The organism is Streptomyces sp. C1-1 (assembly GCF_050214755.1).
Classification (GTDB): Bacteria; Actinomycetota; Actinomycetes; order Streptomycetales; family Streptomycetaceae; genus Streptomyces.
In genome coordinates, this window is sequence record NZ_CP189826.1 from 9,502,504 (window position 1) to 9,519,316 (window position 16,813).

At 71.9% G+C, this 16,813-nt stretch carries 11 protein-coding genes; all 11 read right to left on the minus strand.

The window, feature by feature from the left end; translation table 11 throughout:
• Positions 1–10: 10 nt before the first annotated feature.
• Entirely contained in the window at positions 11–1,705 is a 1,695-nt protein-coding gene (locus tag ACQF4J_RS43325) for a hypothetical protein (RefSeq protein ID WP_351577432.1), read from the minus strand.
• The gene (locus ACQF4J_RS43330; protein WP_427168241.1) at positions 1,702–6,147 is read right to left on the minus strand and encodes a hypothetical protein; all 4,446 of its coding nucleotides are present in this window, start codon (positions 6,145–6,147) and stop codon (positions 1,702–1,704) included. The genes ACQF4J_RS43325 and ACQF4J_RS43330 overlap by 4 nt, the downstream gene beginning before the upstream one ends.
• Positions 6,144–8,954: a hypothetical protein gene (locus ACQF4J_RS43335; RefSeq protein ID WP_427168242.1), complete on the minus strand. Its 2,811-nt coding sequence runs from the start codon at positions 8,952–8,954 to the stop codon at positions 6,144–6,146. The genes ACQF4J_RS43330 and ACQF4J_RS43335 overlap by 4 nt, the downstream gene beginning before the upstream one ends.
• A complete protein-coding gene (locus tag ACQF4J_RS43340) occupies positions 8,954–10,906 on the minus strand; it encodes a DUF6603 domain-containing protein (protein ID WP_351577441.1) in 1,953 nt (650 codons plus the stop codon). Before ACQF4J_RS43340 ends, ACQF4J_RS43335 begins: the two co-directional genes overlap by 1 nt.
• Positions 10,907–10,920: 14 nt before the next feature.
• Positions 10,921–11,619: a hypothetical protein gene (locus ACQF4J_RS43345; protein ID WP_351577443.1), complete on the minus strand. Its 699-nt coding sequence runs from the start codon at positions 11,617–11,619 to the stop codon at positions 10,921–10,923.
• Positions 11,620–11,640: 21 nt separating this feature from the next.
• Positions 11,641–12,318, minus strand: coding sequence for a peptidoglycan DD-metalloendopeptidase family protein (locus ACQF4J_RS43350; RefSeq protein ID WP_427168243.1), 678 nt, complete (start codon positions 12,316–12,318; stop codon positions 11,641–11,643).
• A gap of 9 nt (positions 12,319–12,327) precedes the next feature.
• Positions 12,328–13,053: a peptidoglycan-binding protein gene (locus ACQF4J_RS43355; protein ID WP_351804928.1), complete on the minus strand. Its 726-nt coding sequence runs from the start codon at positions 13,051–13,053 to the stop codon at positions 12,328–12,330.
• A 24-nt stretch (positions 13,054–13,077) separates the two neighbouring features.
• Positions 13,078–14,604: an alpha/beta fold hydrolase gene (locus ACQF4J_RS43360; RefSeq protein WP_427168244.1), complete on the minus strand. Its 1,527-nt coding sequence runs from the start codon at positions 14,602–14,604 to the stop codon at positions 13,078–13,080.
• A gap of 13 nt (positions 14,605–14,617) precedes the next feature.
• Entirely contained in the window at positions 14,618–15,286 is a 669-nt protein-coding gene (locus ACQF4J_RS43365; protein ID WP_351577451.1) for a hypothetical protein, read from the minus strand.
• Positions 15,287–15,323: 37 nt separating this feature from the next.
• A complete protein-coding gene (locus ACQF4J_RS43370) occupies positions 15,324–15,803 on the minus strand; it encodes a hypothetical protein (RefSeq protein WP_427168245.1) in 480 nt (159 codons plus the stop codon).
• 129 nt (positions 15,804–15,932) lie between these two features.
• On the minus strand, positions 15,933–16,622 hold the full coding sequence (locus tag ACQF4J_RS43375; protein ID WP_351804930.1) for an AfsR/SARP family transcriptional regulator: 690 nt from the start codon (positions 16,620–16,622) through the stop codon (positions 15,933–15,935).
• Positions 16,623–16,813 lie beyond the last annotated feature (191 nt).

The window sequence follows — 16,813 nt, forward strand, 5'->3', positions numbered from 1 at the left end:
CGTCGCCCGCTCAGCTTTCTTCCAGTACGTCGAAACGCAGCCCGCTAGATCCGCCGCCCGTGCCGCTGCCCCTGCTGCGGGTGGTCCAGGCGTGCGTCCTGCCGTCCTGCCAGCGCGTGTACTGCCGGGCGCGCTCGACCCGGATCCCGGAGCGGGGCACCTCCTCCTCGTAGAGCCAGTCCGTCTCGCCGAGCAGCTTCCCCAACGGGGGCCGCGGGGTGCCGTCGCCGCGGGCCAGGCCGACCAGACGGAGCCGGATCGACTCCTGGTCGGCGAGGGCCTGCGGCACCAGCGGATACCAGTGGGAGGGGACTTCGGTGACCACGCGGTAGCGCGGACTGCCGTCGGGCGGGGGCGGTGCCGGAGGCGGGGCGGTGGCGACCCAGCGGTCGTAGCGGTCGACGCGTTCGTCGGCTTGGTCGGCGACGGACTCCTCCACGGCCCAGGCCAGGTTGGCCTGTTCGTCGCGGAGCAGCAGTACCGATTCGACCGGGGGACTCTCCTGCCCCGCCGGCAGTGCGGCGGGTCGGTAGAACCAGGGGGAGGGCGGTTGCGTCATGCCGGCGGCGGGCGGGATGCCGCCGGTCCCGCTCGCGCCGGGGCCGCCCATGCCGTACAGATTCCAGACGATGCTGTCGTCGGCCGTGGCGTGCCGCAGGGTGGTCGCGCCGCCGAAGACGTCGGTGATGGTGCAGTCGACGATTCTGCTGAGGGAACCGACGGGCAGGGGCAGCGGGACGCAGAACCAGTCGCTGTTGTAGACCGTCGCGAAGGCGACGAGCATCAGCCGGCCGAGGTCCGCGGGAGAGGCGTCGACCGAGCCGAAGTCGATGCGGGCGTCCTCCATCTCCCAGAAGCGGGAGACGGGCATGCCGCCGTAGACCGCCGGGGTCGGGACGATTCTGCGCCGGTCGCGGGTCACCGCTGCTTCCGAGACCGGCAGGGGCTGGACCGGGCCGTCGAGGGCCCACCAGTCGAGGTGGCCGCCGCGGTATTCCTCAGCGCGCAGTTCCAGGCCCGGGAGGCTGGAGGCGCGGACCTCGAACGCGTACTCCATGCGGCGGGTGTTCCACGACGGCGGCGGTTTCGGGGGTCCGACGGGCAGGTCCGACGGCACCCGGGCATGCCACCACGAGAGCCAGGCCGCCGCGGCGGTGGCCAGGGCCTCCAGGGCGGTGTCGGGGGCGTCGAACTCCTTGGCGGCCGTCGCGTCGCGTTCCGCGAGGCGGGCCAGCCAGGGGGCGAGGGCGACCGGGTCGGGGAGCCGTTCCCGTACGGCGGCGGACAGCCCGGTCGGCGCCAACGGGCCGTCGGCCGCGAACGGGCAGACCTGGGCGAAGGCCGGCAGCAGGGCGATCAACCCGGCGGCCGCCAGAGCGCGTTGCCACCGCAGAGCCCCGGACAGCGTCAGCCGGGCGTCGGGGCCCGTCACGGGCTCGCTCTCGACCAGTTCCTCCAGCACCATCGTCGCCGGGTCGTACGGCAGCCACTCGCCGCCCTCGGCCCCCACGCCACTTCGCCAGCCGTCCAGCCGATGGGTCTCCCGGGCGAGCGAGACCGAGACCGGCGAGGCCGCGTCCTCGCCCCGGAACTCCCCGAGCGCGTACTGCCTGGCCAGGAACCACGCGGCATCGGCGGTGCGGGCGGCGAGAGCCTCCTCCATCCCGGTGTCGCGTGGCAGGGGCTCGTAACGGAACATGGTCATAGCAGCCCCGATCCATGTGGTGGCATCGTCCACTGCACCGGCAGCAGGCCGCGCAGTTCGGCGAAGTCGTTCAGGTCCATGCCCCTGATCTGGGCGAGGGCGAAGGTCTCCTCGACCACGGCGTGAACGTCCTCCATGCGCCAGCCGCGCCCGCGGTCGGGCGGGAGCGCCAGCAGCAACGCCTGCGGAGCGCGGGCGTCGGGCTGGTTGTAGTGGAAGGCGAGCCCGCCCAGTTCCTCTCGATCCTCACGGTCGGGCTGCGGGCCCTGGCCGTCGGCGTTCGTCGGGGCGGCGGGCTCGGGCACGCTCTCGGTCCAGGCGTCCACGACCAGGCCGGCGACCTGCCCGGGGTCGGCGGGGCCGTCGGTGCGCAGCACCGCGCAGTGGCGCGGAGCCGGACGTGTGCGGGACGGCAGGGGGGCCGGACCGCGTGCGATCCACTGCTGACCGGCGGGGAGTTGGGCCACCGTGGTGGCACACGCCGGCGTCTCGGCCAGCACCTCGGCGGCCGTCAGCGCGTCACCGAAGGTCCGGGCCATGGGCCGGACCCGCTCCATCTCCAGCAGCCAGTCCGCCACCGTGTCCTCCTCGGCCCCCTGCGGTGGCGCGGACAGGGCCGCGCCGGCGGCGGTCGCCGCCAGCCGGAGCGTCGGCAGCAAGGGCAGGGATCGGCCGAGGACGGAGGAGACCGCCGTACGCAGCGCCGTGACCCACTTCAGGACGGCGGACGGGTCCTCGGGAGGCGGGCCGGGGAGGTCGGGCAGCGGAGTCGCCTCGAAACGGTCGAGAACGGCGGAGGCGTGGGCGCGCAGCGCTTCCGTCTGGTCGTCCGCGGACAGGGTGACCGGTGGCGCCGCGTGCGGGAGCCCGCAGTCGGCGAGCGTGTCCAGCTCCTTGGCCGCTTCCCGCGCCGTGCCCGGCAGCGACGTGGTCGCCTCCCGGAGTCCGGCCAGCGCGGATGCGACCGTCCCGTGCCAGACGGTGACGCGCGCCGCCAGCTCGGCCAGGTCGGCGGCGCCCCAGTCGTCGCCCGCGTCGGCATCCAGATCCGTGACGAGCAACGGGCGGCCGGCGCGCAGCACGTCGGCCAGGCCACGGCACAGCAGCCGGAGTTCGGCGAAGCGGGCCGCACCGGAGTCGGTGACGTTCGCGCCTGCCGGTGACTGTTGCAGCAGCCGGTGCATCACGGTGCCGTACGTTCCGGCGGGCGCGGCGCCCGCTCGGTCGCTTTCGGCCGGTCCGGCGTCCAGCACCACGTCCAGGGCGCACAGTCCGAGGTCGGCGAGACCGACCGTGGTGGGCGTGGCCGGGTCGCCGAAGCCGAAGCTCCAGCCGGAGGCGTCGCCCAGGCGGTGCTCGCACCAGCGTTCCAGTGCCGGTTCGAGCACGGCCAGCGGCCGGTCCGCGTGCCAGCCGCCCGTGCCGGCAGTGGGAGCGAGCAGTCCCAGGCGGTGGCTGAGGGCGACGGCGGCCCGCGGGGTGCGGACGACCTCGAAGTCCTGCGGAAGGTTCTCACCGCGCGAGATCCCGTCGGCGGCCGCACCGGAGCGCATCGGGTTGCCCGCGACGAGATGGTGGACGCTCTCGGCGAGCAGCAGGTCCCCGACCGCGTCCACGGCATCTGCCAGATCGGCCACCAGCGAGCTCGCCCCGTCCAGCAGCGGTCGCGTCGCGTCGGTCAGTTGCGAGGTGAGGGAGTCGAGGTCCTGCAACTGCCCGCCGTGTGCCGTCCAGTCGGCCAGCAGGGCCTGGCCGTCGACGACGTCGCGGGCGGCCATCGCGGTCAACGCCTCCTGGCTGTGCGGTGCCTCGGGGTCGACGACGTGCGCGCTGGGATAGGCGGCGCGGAAGACGGCGATGAGCTGGTCCGACTGGGTGTCGTGCAGGCCGCGTTCGAGCCGGTAGCCGAGCAGCGCGCCGAGGGACTGGCCGGATCGGACGCCGTCCACCAGGGTGAGGGCGCGGCGCACCCGGTCGGCCCGCAGATCGATGTCGAAGGCCTGTGCGTGGGCGTGGCTGAGCCAGCCGGAGCGCAGGACGGCGGCGGTGGTGGCGTGATGCATGGAGGGGGCCAGGAGGTAGCCGTCGCCATGAGGTTCCTGGCCGTCCTGGGGTTGGGCGTCGTCCGGGGGCGGCGCGTTCGTGTCGTCCTCCGGGTCGGTCGGCACCGGCTGCTGCTCCGAGTCCCGCGGCCGCAGATCGGTGACCCAGCCGTACGCCCCGAGGTGGGTGCCGTCGGGGCGGTCGGCGCGCAGGCGGGTCAGCCGGGCAGTGGCCACGGACGTCATCCAGGCGTCCAGACGGTGGGCCTGGGTGTCCAGCACCTCGCACAGCAGCCGTTCCAGGCGTGGCTGGTCCGCGCCCGCCATGTCCTCGGTCGCGGCGAGTTGCCGGAAGGCCATGGCCGCCCAGTCGTAGAACTGCGGGACCGTGCCGGGCTGCGCCGTGACCTTGCCGTCGGTCAGGGCGACCAGGGGATCCACGGCTCCCTCGGAGTCGAAGCGCTCCTGCAGACGGAAGCGGTAGAGCCACAGGACCATCATGGCGAGGTGGTACCAGAGCCCGATCCGGCCGGTGCCCACGTTGTCGAGGGCGGGGGCCAGTCCGCGCATCTTCTCGCCCAGTTCGGGCGGGATCTCCTGATGGAGGGAGGTGAGACGGGCCTCCTCCTGCCACAGGTCGCACAGGGTGCGCAGCGGGCGGCTCTTGAGCACCTCCTGGAGTTCCGGCGTGGTCTCGGTGGCGACGGCGAACTCCAGCGGCAGGGGCAGCGCCTCCGGGTCGGGCTGCTGCTGCCAGGCGAAGCCGCTCATGTACGGGATGCCGCCGATCGGGTTGTCGGGGGCCGGCTGGAACGGCGGATTGACCGGCTCCTGCTGGACGAAACGCAGTCGGCGCGAGGCGGGGAGCCGGTGCAGGATGTCGTTGATGACCTGGTCGGAGTCGCCCCCGCCGCCGACCCTCGGGCAGCGCCAGCCCTGGGACTCGGCGAAGGTGCGGAAGCCCTGGATGTGGTCGAGGATCCTCAGGTCGACCTCGGTACCGTGCCACAGGTCGAGCGAGGTGACCGGCAGGATGCCGTACGGCTGTCGTCCGACGCGCAGCGTGGGCAGCGGGCCCCGGGCGCGTACGTACTCGGCGAAGTGCGAGACCAGGAAGACCAGATCGACCTGCGCATCGCCGTCGTAGTTCATCCAGTTGGTGGACGAGGCCGCCATGGCGCCGATCCCGGCGTGCAGTTGCAGCAGCAGGTCGTGGTCGTCGTCGCAGAGGCCGTCGGCGGTCTGGGCCAGTACGCGCCCGGCGGCGGGGCCGAGGGCCCGGGCGACGCGGGCGGCGGCCTGCGCGCCGCCGGAGACGAACGCGGCGCGTTGTGCGTCGGTCTGCTCGGGGCTCGGCGGCGGCATGCGGGTGCGCCACGCGGACCTGGTCGCCTCGGTGTTGTTGGTCGGTGTGCCGTTGGGCAGCACGGCCAGGCCGTCGGTGCAGCGGTGGGCGTCGAGCAGCGAACCGATCAGCTCGGAGGTCTGCTCGGAGGTCCCGCCGCGCACCCCGGTGACGGTGACCAGGGGGAAGTCGGTTCGCATGCCGTCCTCGACAGGGACCTTGACCCCCATGCCCACGCGGACGGCCTCCTCGAAGTCGCAGAGCCACGCCGGCGGAACCGGACTGTCCGGGCCGGGCCCCACGTCGAGCACCTCGGGGATGGGCGCGCCCTCCTGCCGCCAGACCAGGCCGATCTGTCCGTCGCCGACGATCTCGTAACCGGAGAACACCAGCCGGTCGGGGAGCACGGAGCTGCGTGACGGCCGGGTCCAGGCGCCGTCACGCCGCTCCGGCTGTACCGACCAGGGTTCCGGGGACGGCGGGTTGCCGCCGGGCGGGGTCTCCGTGGACGGGGGCTGCTGCAGTCCCGGGCGCAGCGCGTGGACCGCCCACACGGCGCGCCCGGGACCGATGGTGGTGACGAGCGTGCTCCAGGCGGCCTTGCGGCGCTGCTGGTTGGGGCCCGCGGCCCAGACCTCCCGCCAGTAGGCTTCGGCGGCGATCCGTTCCGCCGGGGTGAGAGCGGGTTCGTGGGAGTCGACGTGGATCTCGTCGGGGTAGGCACGGATCCACAGTTCCAGCGCGGCCTCCCCGGCGTTGCGGTAGACGGTCTCCAGTCGCAGAGGCAGGAGCAGCAGCGGGTCGGAGGCGCTCTCGTGCGGCCAGAGCTGCGGCTCCTCCTGGGCCAGCTCGGTGTACGCCTCGCGGGCCGCCTGGTAGGAGGTCTCGTCGGTCGCCGCCTGCTGGCCCTGCGCGAGGTGTTCGGCGTCCAGACCGGTCTCCCCGGACTGGATGCGCTTGTCGTACATGGCGAGTCCGGCGCGCGACCAGTCCCGGGCGAGCCGGGCGTCACTGACGGCGCGGTGGGCCTTGGCCAGATCCGGGTTCACGGTCACCGCGGTGCTCCGATCAGGTTGCGGGCGGAGGTGACGACCCTGAAGGGCCGCTGCAACGCCACCATGGCGATCGTCGCCGCGTTCCACGCCGGCGGCGGATGGTCGCGTTCCTGGTCCGGCAGGGCGGGCATCGCTCCGAGATCGGCGAAGCCTCCCTCGCCCACCGGCCAGGTGAGGTCCGACCAGTGCTGGTACTCCTGCGCGGTGGTGTCGAAGCCGAACCGCATCCGGTAGCTGTTCTCGGCGAGGACGAACCACCAGTCGTGGATGTCACCGGGCAGGTCGAAGGCGTAGGCGCAGGTCCGTTCGTCGAGCGTGAGCACCATCTTCGGGCGTTCCCACGTGTTCTCCGCCAGGTCGCCGCTCTCGGTCACGGACTGGGCGGGCACGGCCGCGACGATCATGTTCGGGTAGCGGTGCACCAGTCGGCCCCGGATGAGCAGTACGTCCACGCCGCCGGCGTTGCCGGTGAGCTGGGCGGCCAGGCCCAGCTCCGGCAGCCAGCCGTGGACCGGGGGGATGTCCGGCTCGCTGTCCGGACGCGGCCAGAAGTGGGTGAAGGGGCTGCCGCGCAGGTCGGTGGGGTACTCGCGCCAGCGCATCTCGTGGTTCATCTCGTCGTTGACGCCGACCATGAAGGAGGCGATGAAGGGCGCGTTGGCGCGGAGCAGGACGGCGCGGTCGTCCGGGATGTCGGCCGATCCGGGCAGGAACCACTCGGGAGCGGTGTCCTTCAGGGCCATGGCCATGGGCGCGGCGAAGTCCGGGCAGGCCATCACCGGATCGGAGACCGTCGGCGGCATCGCGAGCGGGGACTGTGGTTCCTGGGCGACGGTGCTGTCCAGGCGGGCCGTCAGCAAGGGACCGGGGTCGAGGGCCCGGGCGAGCCGCCCCTGCAGCGCGTCCGCGTCCACGGGCACGCCGAACTCCAGGATGTGTGCCGCCGGATCGTCGGACATCGAGGGCTGCGCCGGCAGGGCGACGTCCTGCTCGGGAACGTTCAGCGTCTGGTCCGCGGAGTGCTCGGCGAACGAGGCGGCCAGTTGGTCCGCGATCTGTGGTCCTATCGGGCCGGACAGTGCCCTGAACCTCTTGATCTCGTCGGCGCCGAGGTCACCGTCGGGCTGGACGGCCAGGGTCGGACCGGTCAGCATCGCGCCCAGTGTGTCGGCCTGAGCGCCGAGGTCGTTGGCCCGGGCCGAGAGCGCCATCGCCGACAGGACCTTGATCCGCTGGGTGTCCCGCCTGGTCGCGGTGGCATACAGGGCGCTGTCGACGGTGAAGGTCAGGTCGGGCGTCTCCGCCTCGGCCGGCGGCGCGGACGGCTCGGGCCGTGTCACCAGCGCGGCGGGAAGCGGTGGCAGGAGGTCGCCGGTGAGGGTGCGCCGGACGTACGACTCGGTGTCCAGCGCGGCCCGACGGGCGACCGGCCCGCGGCGCCGCAGGAGCCGCTGCAGGGCCGGTGTGACCAGCGCCTCCGGCGCGGGGCTGACCGCCACCTCGGTCCGCAGCGGCAGCCCACTCTCCGTCCGCAGACGCTCGCAGACCGGGGCCGCCATGCCGAGGGCCTCGGCAGGGGAGAGGTTCTGCACGGACCGCCGGTGCACGGAGGCGGACACCTCGGCGCAGAAGGCGGCAAGGCGCCGCAGCCGGTTGGCCTCGCGCACCACGCCCACCTGGTCCCAGGCCCTGGCCATCAGCCACTCCTGGTTGTCGCGCACCCAGCCGGTTCCCAGAGAGGCCGCGATCCGTGTCTCGGGGTCCAGGTTCAGCTCGGCGAGCCAGCCCCGCTCGCCGTCCTCGATCCGCTCGCGCACGACGGGGTGACCGCCGTACAGCGGCGGGGCGACGGTGTCCCCGGTGCCTTGCGCGATGTGCTCCCGCACGCGCCGCGCGAAGTCGGCGAGCGCGGTTCCGGCCTGTTCGGGAGGGCTGTCCACCAGGCTGAGGACACCCTGCACGGTGATGGTCTGCCGGGCTCCGGGCGGGCCGTCGGAGGCGAGCGGGGCGCCGTCCGGCCAGGGTTCGGTGATGTCGACCGTCCGGCCCGCCAGGACGGCGCGTTCGCTGTCGGACAACGGCACGACGGCGGTGGCCAGTTGCTCGAAGTCCCCCGGGTCGCCGGTGCGGAACTGCCAGCTGTGGTAGACGGGCAGCCGGACCGTGCCCTGATCGCGCCGCCAGGCGTCACCATGCTGCTCGACGTCGGTGAGACCGCCCTGGAGGCCGGCGGTCACCCCGCCCGCGAAGGCGGGCACGACACAGGCCGTGTAGGCGGTGTCCGCCTTCAGGTGCAGCGGGCACAGCAGCCGTGAGGTCAGCGGTCCGGGTTGGCCGGCGGGCCGTTGGACGTGGGCCCACTGCCAGGACTGCTCGAGCGGCGGCAGCAGTGCGGCGTCCACGTCGACGAAGGGCAACGGCAGGCCGCTCTGCAGCGGATGGCCGTCCGTCTCGATCGCGGTGAGCACGAGCCAGGGCCGCAGCCGGTCCCCGGCGGGCCGCGCGGGCGTGAACAGCCACGGCAGTTCGGGTACGTCGAACTCGATGCAGGGCATGTAGTTCGGCTCGGTGTCCTGGATGCCGGGCGGTGGATCGACCCGCAGGACGTGCCGGACGTCGATGCCGACGACGCCCTCGGGGCCGAGCATGCGCAGGGCTCCGCCCGGCGCCGTCAGGTCCACCTGGCGGCCGGGTCCGGCCAGGGACAGCCGGGGCCTGAGAATCGCCGGCCCGTTCGGTACGTCGCTCTCGATCGCCGCGCCGACGGAACTCTGCATGAACGGGGCGAATTCCAGTTCCTCGGCCATCAGCCCGACACCTCCCACGCCTCCACCGCGCGTATCCCGGCCTCACCGCTCAGGTGTCTGCGCAGCTCCGCCGTGCTGGCCTCCGGCCCGGCGGGTTCGCCGGCCGCGACCATCGCCCAGGTGTCCGCGGCCACGACCGGCGGTTCGGCGGCCACCCTCAGTCCGGCGGTCACGGCCGGCCACCAGTGGGAGTCCCGGACGGAGCCCGCGGCTGCCGCCACCTGCTCGGATTCCAGGAGGGCGGCGATCCGGGCGGCCCGCAGCAGTCCCTCGGGGCGCAGTGCGGGCACCGGGTCCTGGACGATCCTGGTCTCCCAGTCGAGGCCGGCCCTGACGAACACGCCGTCGGCCGGTCCCGAGGTGTCGGCCACCAGGCGGACACCCGACCGGTAGGTCTCGAACGCGGGGCTGCCGAGCAGTTCGTCGTCGCTGCGCTTGAAGAACCGGCCTGGAGCGAACTCGTCCGCGATCGTCCCGCCGGTCGCGTTCGCCGCGCCGAGGGTGGCCGAGGCCACGTCCCAGCGCTCGGCGGGCTCGACGGCCGAGCGGCCGTACCGCTGGATGTCCACGCCGAAGGGCAGTACCCGCTGCCGGGCGGCGAGACTGCCGTGCGGGTGCACCCGGCTGCCGTCGCCGATCAGCCGGTTGGCGGAGGGGGACAGCAGCACCGGGGAGCGCCGCAGGTCGGCCGGCGGGTGCGCGCTCCACGTGTCCGGGCGGGAGAACGCCTCCCTGAGCCGGGCTTCCAGGTCGGCCGGCGGGACCGGCAGCGCGGGCGGCGGGTTGCCCCAGCGTTCGTCGAAGTCGAACGACGCGCTGAACAGGAACAGGTCGATGCTTCCCCGCCCCACCGCGTGCCAGGGAGCGGGTCCCTCCAGGGTGAGGTCGAACGCGACGCCCATCAGGGTCTCGCCGAACACCTCGACCGCCAGCGAGCCACGCATGTTGGCCGTGAACGAAAGGCTGGGCTCCAGGTGGATGAGCACATCGAGCCCGAACAGCCCGCGCAGCCCGCAGTCGGCGATCTCGGCGACCAGGGAGAGCTGGGCCCCGAACTGCACGGTGTTGCTGGTGACCGCGAAATACGCCTGGCAGCGCAGCTGGATCCAGGGCACCGGTGAGAGGTTCATGGACAGCCGGTGCAGCGCGGGCACGCCGCGCGGTATGGGGTACGCCGGGTGGAATCCGCCCGCGCTGAGGATGAAGGCCGAGTCGGCGCCGCCCCGGCTCAGGACCAGGACGTCGCCGTCCAGGGGCACTCCGGCCATGTGCGAGCCGGTGAGACTCGCCATGAGGAAGGCGCTGGGCTCGGCACTGTCGTACTGTCCGGCGAAGGTGGCTTTGAGGTCGATCAGCGGCACCGCCGGGTCCGGTACGGCGACCCGCAGGATGCCGAGCAGTGACAGGCGCACGGGATCGGGCACCTCGGCCATCACGGCCGTCGACAGGGAGACCATCCGGTCGCCCCACGAGACCTGGAACATGGGCCCGACGACGATCCGCCCCGGCGCGGTCGGGAACAGGGCCGGCAGCCGGGGAACGACCCGCAGCGCGGCCTTCACCGGATCCGGGGGGAACAGCAGGTCACCGGCGGTGCCGTCGGCGATGGCGGCGATCAGGGCGTCCCGGTCGACCGCCTTGTTGACGCCCACCACCCCGCCCACGCCGCTGAGCGAGAAGCCCAGGCCGAGCTGCAGGCCGGGATCGGGGAAGGTCGCGCCCATGAGCGCGATGAACGCCGGGCCGCCCGGCGCGGCCAGGTCCAGCTGCCCGAAGGCGGTCACGGTCGCGGCGGGCATGGCCGCGCTCAGGACGCCGGAGAACGACCGGAACTGCTGCCGCTGCAGCCTGCCCCGCAGCCGGACCGGGGGGAGCGGACTGTCGATGTCCACGGTGGTGGGGAGTTGGTCGTCGGCCAGCCGTTCCAGATCCAGTCCGAAGATTCCAGCCATGCCGTACCTCGCCGTCAGCGGCCCGGGGGCAGCGGACTGCCCTCCGGGAGGAGGTCGAAGAAGTGGTGCTCGCCCGCGGGTACGTACCGAACGAGGCCGACGTGACGCGGGATCCGGGAGGAGGTCACCCACTGGAACGCTTCTTCGCCGGCCTCCGCGAAGGACTCGGACACCGCGCCGTGCCAGTAACCGGCGTCGGCGAGCGGATCGCCCGTCGGCTGCGGGTCCGGTTCGGAAGAGGACAGGCCGACCGGCAGGTACAGCCGGTCCACGCCCTTGTCCGCGCAGACCTGCGCGAGCAGGGTGCCGGTCAGGCCGTTCTCGTCGTCGCTGCCGGGAGCGAACTGCGCCAGGACCGCCCGCAACGGCAGTTCGCCCACGCAGGGCCAGCTCTGCGCGTAGTGCGCACTTTGCGGAAGCCGTTCGCCGCTGTCCCCGGGCCCGTACGGGCCTCCGGCCCCCTCACCGGGGTCGGGCCGGACGCCCCCGTCGAAGTACGCCCACCGCCAGCCCTCACGCCGCCCGTCGGCGTTGCCCGCCACAGCGCCCTGGGCCCAGGCCCGCGCGTAGTCGGGGTTGCGGACGAGCGGCGTCGCAGGCACGTCGGGAGGCGTGCCGATGCCCGCGTCGTAGCCGCTCTGCCAGGCACTGAAGCGGAACGGCATGGGCTCACCGGGCCGCGCAGGGGTTCGGTAGGGGTTGTGCTGCGCCATCGCGCGCCTCCTCGGGCCCGCTCACCAGACGGGTTTCGCGACGTTGCCGTAGGACCAACTGGAGCCCTTCGACATCTCGAAGTGCAGATGCGGTCCCGTCGCGTTGCCCGTGGCGCCGACCTTGCCGAGCTGCTGTCCGGCGGTGACCTTCTGACCGTCCTTCACCTGGCGCTGTGAGAGATGGCAGTAGGTGTAGACATGGCCGTTGTCGGCGTGCAGTCCGATCCACTGGCCGTACGCCCCGCCGTTGCCGTTCGACCAGGCGACGGTGCCGTTGCGCACGGCGACCACGGGCACGCCCGGTCTGGCGGCGAAGTCCTCGCCCGTGTGGCGGCCGACGCCGTCGGGCTTCCAGGCGTAGGGGCCGCGTGCGAAGAAGGCGAAGGTCACCTTGTGCTCCGGCACCGGAGAGGGAACCCGCCCCTTGCCGGGGGTGTGCGCCTTGCTGCAGTCGACGTCGAAGTGGGCGTGGTGGCCGAGGGTGGTGAGGGAGGCGCAGCCGGGGATGCCGTCGGCGTCGTGGCCGGTGAAGCCCTGGGCGTGTTGTTCGGCGCGGTAGGCGGCCTTGGTCTGTTCCCCGAAGAAGCCGGTGGGGCCGCCGGGGATGGGGTGGCCCCGGGCGATCAGGGCCTTCTGTACGGTTCGGACGTCCTCGTTGGTCTCACCGAACCGGACTCTGGACAGGGCGACGGTGACCATGACGGGCTCCTAGTAGCCGCGTGGGGGCCGGTGTGGATCTGCTTGCTGCACCCGCGCCGCGAAGTTCGAGCCGGCCCGGTCCACGTGGTACCGGTCGCGAACGTAGTTGATCGTGGCGCACATGTCCGCGACCACGTCGTACGGTGTGGTGGCCGTGCCCGCCTGGTGGTAGGCGGCGAAGGTCGTGGGGATGCACTGGGTGGCGCCTCGGGAGCAGTTCTGAGGGTGCCCGTCGGCCACCTTGGGGCCTCGCGCGTTGACGTCGTTCAGGTTCACCCGGTACTTCGGGTGGTTGTGGGCGGACTCCCGCCCGGCGATGGTCACCAGCGCCGGAACGCCGAACCTCTCGTCCATGCCGGTCAGTTGGCAGGCCTTTTGCGCGTAGCGCCGCATGGCGGCCTGCCCGAAGTCGTCCCCGGGGTCCCGATAGGTGACCTGGCCGAGGGTGAGCCGCCCGTTTCCGCCTGCCGGGGCGGCGCGGGCGCAGTCGACGTCGAAGTGGGCGTGGTGGCCGAGGGTGGTGAGGGAGGCGCAGCCGGGGATGCCGTCGGCGTCGTGGCCGGTGAAGCCCTGGGCGTGTTGTTCGGCGCGGTAGGCGGCCTTGGTCTGTTCCCCGAAGAAGCCGGTGGGGCCGCCGGGGATGGGGTGGCCCCGGGCGATCAGGGCTTTCTGTACGGTTCGGACGTCCTCGTTGGTCTCACCGAACCGGACTCTGGACAGGGCGACGGTGACCATGCCGGCTCGCCTCCTTTCGTGCCGTCAGTCCCAGGGGGTGACGGTGAGCCGGATCCGCGCCTCCTCCCCGAGGATCGGGGCGGCGGTGGCGGGCAGTTCGATGTGGTGGACCCAGACACCCTCAGCGGGGTTCTCGTCGCCGAGGTTGCTGCCGCCGTCGGGCCGGTAGTCGCTGATCGGGCCCTTGATGGTGGAGTTCCAGGTGGCCCGGAGCACGGGCATGGCGGCCGGATCGTCGCCACCCCCCACGTCGACGACGAGGATGTCGTCGAAGTCGGCGGTCTGCTCGAGGTGGTCGTTGAAGCTCAGCAGCCCGTCATGACGGTGCAGCGACAGGATGCGCAGGTGCAGCGCGTACCGCATGGTGCCCGAATCGCCGGTCCGCAGGCCGCTGTTGAGGAAGGTGTCCACCAGCGGGACGCATGTCTCGCCGTCGGCGGTGCCCGTCGTGCTCTCGGACAGCTGGATGGGGCACCACTGGGCGCTCGTCCGTTCGTGGTTGACGATCTGCAGGCCGCGCACCGACAGACGCACCTCCGCCTGCCAGGTCGTGTTGTCGCGCTCGGGCAGGTGGAAGTGGACGAGTTCCGCGGCGACTTCGCAGTCCCCGAACAGGAAGCGCCGCAGGTTCTGGTAGCCCTCTTCGGAGTTGACGAGTCCGTAGGATCCGCTGTGGCTGCGGTGCACATGGGCCTGGTGTGCGCCGGGGACGTAGGCGTTGTCGATCTGCACCAGACCGTCGCTCCGGGGCCCGACCGTGGCGGACGACAGGCCGTGCGCCACCTCGTAGTCGGTCGGGTCGGTGCCGATCAGGCAGAAGACCCGGCCGAGAGGGAAGGCGAACGGCCGGTCGGGCGGCATCGCGCGGGCGTCCCAGGACTGCGGCGGTCCGTCGGGGTCGGTGAGCGCCTTCGGAGTGAGGTACTGGTACATCCGTTCCGGGCCGAAGATGTCCGCGCCGTTGATGCCGGTGACATCACGCAGCCGCTCCAGCACGCCGAAGCCGACGTCGAAGGCGATGCCCCCGTGCGGGGTGCCGTAGGTGAACAGCTTGCCCACGTAGTCGGCCGGATCATGGCCGAGATCCGGAATGATCTTCTGGATCAGGCAGCGGCACACCAGCCCGCCCATGGAGTGGGCCACCAGGTGGACCCCGGGTGCCCCGGACTTCTCCTTGAGCGTCTCGATCAGGGTCAGCAGGTCCTGCGCGGCTGTCTCCAGCCGGAACTCGCGAGGGCCGACTCCCCAGGTGGTCGCGGATGTGTCGTAGAAGCGGTGGATCCAGATGGAGTCCGGTGGAATCGTGTCGTGGGTCGCCAGGTAGAGCTCCTGGCCTCCGTCGACGAGGATGTGGTAGCCCTCGTCCAGGTGCAGCCTCAGCAAAGGGCTCTCGAACTGGTAGAAGGACGGTTCGTCGTCCGCTCCGATACGGATGTGGGTGGAGCCCTCGTTGAACCCGTAGAAGGGGTCCGTCACGGCCTTGTCGATGCCGGCGGTGTTGCCGGCGTACCCCCGGACGTAGACGATGGGCAGTTTCGCGACCGGTGCCATGCCGTCCTCCAGATCAGCATTCACCCACACCCGGAAGCCAGGCGGCGGGGTGGTCGATGAAGATGTTGGACACGTATCCGCCGAGCAGGGGGACGAAGGACCAGGCGTCGTTGACATGGCCCGCCGTGCTGACCGTGTCGCCCCTGGTCTGGCACTGCACCGTCACCTGGGTCGGGCCGGGCAGCACGGCCACGACCGGGGCGTCGAGGCGTGGCTCCGCCCGGACGTTGACTCCGGTGCCCCAGGTGACGAAGTCGGTGGTCGCGGCGTCACCCCCACCGTCCGGGGTCTCGCCCAGGACGGGCAGCTTCCAGTCCTGTGGGTCGTCGCAGAGCGGATCGGCCACCACCGACAGGTGGAAGTGCTTCTCGTGCGGGTTGGCCCCGTCGTACGGTCCCCACTGCCAGTCACGGCGGGTGGCGATCCGACGGTTGGCTATGACGTACTTGATCCGCGGGTCGCGGCTGTCCAGCAGCTGGTCGGCGACCACCTGGATGTCGAGGCCGTGGGCCGGATCGTGGGTGAAGTCCCGAGCGGTGACGATCCCGGGCCCGTACCAGGGATTGTGATCGCTGTCGCGCGTCTGGTGAGCGGCGTCGCCGATGCCGCCGTCGGAGAGTTTGCTGCGTCCCGGGAAGCTCGCGTCGATCTGACGCAGAAGGGTCTCCAGGCTGCCTGCCACGCGCCACGACATGGTGACCTCCGAGTGGAGTCGGTGTTCAGTCGACGTGGTACTGGACGTAGTAGTACGAGCGTTCTTCCTCGGAGTGGGCGAGTTTCGAGAGGCTGCCGCCGCCCTGCTCGTCCTCACTGATCGTGACGGAGCCCAGCAGGTCGTCTGCCGAGACGTCGTCCTGGTCCCACAGGAACACCTCCTGGGAACCGTCCACCGTGAGCTGGATCCCGAGGGGGATCTGTGCCCCGGCGGCGGCGGTGAACGTCGAGTTGCCCGGCCACACCGCGTGGTCCGCTCCGGCACTGGGATCGGTGGTGACGTACAGATCGTCCGGCTCCTCGTCGAGGGCGGACTGGATCATCTGGCCCACGTCCTGGTTACCGGTCAGCTGCTGCACGAGAGCGGCGCCCGGCAGGTTGTACACCGGCTGCAGGACGCTGTCGATCACTCCCGCGAGGGAGAAGTCGGTCGAGGTCGACGGCCGTAGGCACACGATCTCGTCGATGGTCGCCGTGGCGGTCATGTCGTTCTCCGTTCGCGTGGAGGGTCCCGCGGACGAAGCTACGGACGTGCCGTCAGCGCGCTGTCAGCCTGTCGTCAGTCTTCCGTCATCCCTCTCGCGTCGACCCTCACCGGAAGAGCGCGTCGACCCTCACCGGAAGAGGACGATCCCGTGTTGAGCCAGCATCCGCGTGAACTGAGGGGACGGTTCGACGCCCAGCTCCTCGCGCAGCAGCCGTCGGAACGAGCGGTATTGACGGACCGCCTCGTAGAGATTGCCCTCCGCGAGGTGCGCCGCAACCGCGGCCCGGTGCGCGCTCTCCCGCAGCGGCTCCGAGCGTACGCTCGCCCATGCCGCCTCCAGAGCCAACGCCGACTTCCCCTCCCGTACGAGGGTCTCGGCCAGGGAGTCGAGCGCATGCAGACGCAGCTGCCGCAGGCGTTCGCGCTCCAGCAGCACCCACTCCTCGTCCCAGCCGGGCAGCAGCTCCTCCGTGCCGATCAGTCCCGGCGGGAGATGGGCGTCGAACGGGCGGGCACAGCCCTGCACGACATCGAATGCCGTCTCGATCAAGGCGTGTACGTCGACATGCATGGCTGTCCCGCTCGACAGCGAGTCTCCGCTGCACCGGATCAGCGCCTGGTCACAGTTGGGCAGCTTCCACAGAGTGGTGCGCAGACTGCCCCTGGCGTGCTCTTCCGTGACCTCTGGCCACAACGTCCCGGCCAGGACGGTGCGCGACACGCGCCGGTGCAGTCCGACGAACGCCAGCAAACGCTGGCCGTTACGGCTCAGTTCGACAGGCTTGGCGTCACACTCAAGCCGGAACTGGCCGAGCAAGCGCAAAAGGGGAGGGGACGTCATTGATCGCCTCGCTCGCCATGGCCCGGGCAGCCTCTTGGGAGCCCATGTCATCAATTTCAGCCGCTGCGACCAGACCATGCAAATCATGCACCAGCGGGTCGGTTAGAGCGTAAACCGTTGAACGGTCATCTCAATTGGTTGCAACTGAAACGATGGCCGGCCGAAGA

Coding starts and splice junctions, on each gene's coding strand:
- ACQF4J_RS43335 (WP_427168242.1), bottom strand. CDS start 8,954: ATGGCCGAGGAACTGGAATTCGCCCCGTTCATGCAGAGTTCCGTCGGC.
- ACQF4J_RS43345 (WP_351577443.1), bottom strand. CDS start 11,619: ATGGCGCAGCACAACCCCTACCGAACCCCTGCGCGGCCCGGTGAGCCC.
- ACQF4J_RS43325 (WP_351577432.1), bottom strand. CDS start 1,705: ATGACCATGTTCCGTTACGAGCCCCTGCCACGCGACACCGGGATGGAG.
- ACQF4J_RS43350 (WP_427168243.1), bottom strand. CDS start 12,318: ATGGTCACCGTCGCCCTGTCCAGAGTCCGGTTCGGTGAGACCAACGAG.
- ACQF4J_RS43370 (WP_427168245.1), bottom strand. CDS start 15,803: ATGACCGCCACGGCGACCATCGACGAGATCGTGTGCCTACGGCCGTCG.
- ACQF4J_RS43355 (WP_351804928.1), bottom strand. CDS start 13,053: ATGGTCACCGTCGCCCTGTCCAGAGTCCGGTTCGGTGAGACCAACGAG.
- ACQF4J_RS43360 (WP_427168244.1), bottom strand. CDS start 14,604: ATGGCACCGGTCGCGAAACTGCCCATCGTCTACGTCCGGGGGTACGCC.
- ACQF4J_RS43340 (WP_351577441.1), bottom strand. CDS start 10,906: ATGGCTGGAATCTTCGGACTGGATCTGGAACGGCTGGCCGACGACCAA.